1 protein-coding gene and 1 pseudogene are annotated in these 822 nt (G+C 69.1%); one reads left to right on the forward strand and one right to left on the reverse strand.

Going from position 1 to position 822, the window contains the following annotated elements; all coding sequences use genetic code 11:
- Nucleotides 1–302, reverse strand: a 302-nt coding sequence (locus QR77_RS12345) for a hypothetical protein (RefSeq protein WP_078877792.1), incomplete at its 3' end; no start/stop codon positions are given.
- 234 nt (nucleotides 303–536) lie between these two features.
- Here QR77_RS12345 and QR77_RS45020 point away from each other — a divergent pair.
- Nucleotides 537–822: pseudogene (locus QR77_RS45020) on the forward strand (tetratricopeptide repeat protein); the annotation flags it as partial.

Genomic DNA, 822 nt, shown 5'->3' on the forward strand with positions numbered 1-822 from the left:
ACCGGCGGCTCGGCCGGGATCCGTAAGCCCCGGCCGTTGGTCTGCGTACAGGCGCTGCCCGGCATGTCCCAGCGCGCCGCCGTGCCGGCGGGCACGAGGAAGCCGAGGGTGTCGCAGGGTCCGTCGTGCAGCACGGGCCCCACCGCCGGGCTGGCGCCGCGCCGCAGGATGTCGACCGCTTCGAGCCCCTGACGTGCGGGGACCGTCACAAGATCGCAGGGCTCCCCCGTGTCCGCGGACTGCGCGGCCTCCCGGGGGGATGTGCGCCGAGCTGTCGTTCTCGAGCCACCACTGGTGTCCATACCGACCTCCAACTCCAACAAGGGACCCCTCCTCGTCGAGGAGAATCACGTTGAGCGTCTCCGAAGGGTTCAACGCGGTACGGCGTCAACAGCTACGGCGGCACGCCGCCGCAAAGGATGGCAGTTCATGGCAGATCATGGGTGAGATATCCGATTTGTAGGCAAACACTGCGTGTTCACCCTGTCACAGACGGTACGTTCTACCCCCGCCAGATCATTACGAGAGGGTAGGCCATGGCGACGTTACGGGCTGTTCCCAACCTCGTCTTCCGGCGGCTGCGCGGGCGGCACTCGCCGGGGGAGTTCGCCGCCTCCGTAAGGAGGGCCGCGCGGGAGATCGGCGAACAGGTCGCCTGCGACGCCCGTTACATCGGGCGGGTGGAGGCCGGCGAGATCCGCTGCCCCAACTACGCGTACGAACGGGTCTTCCTGCACATGTTCCCCGGCCTGACCCTGACCGACCTGGGCTTCTCCCCGCGCGAAGCCGTACGGGGCCGGGCGGCGCGTACCGCCTCGGCCG

This window comes from Streptomyces sp. 150FB (assembly GCF_000818195.1).
In the GTDB taxonomy this organism is placed as follows: Bacteria; Actinomycetota; Actinomycetes; order Streptomycetales; family Streptomycetaceae; genus Streptomyces.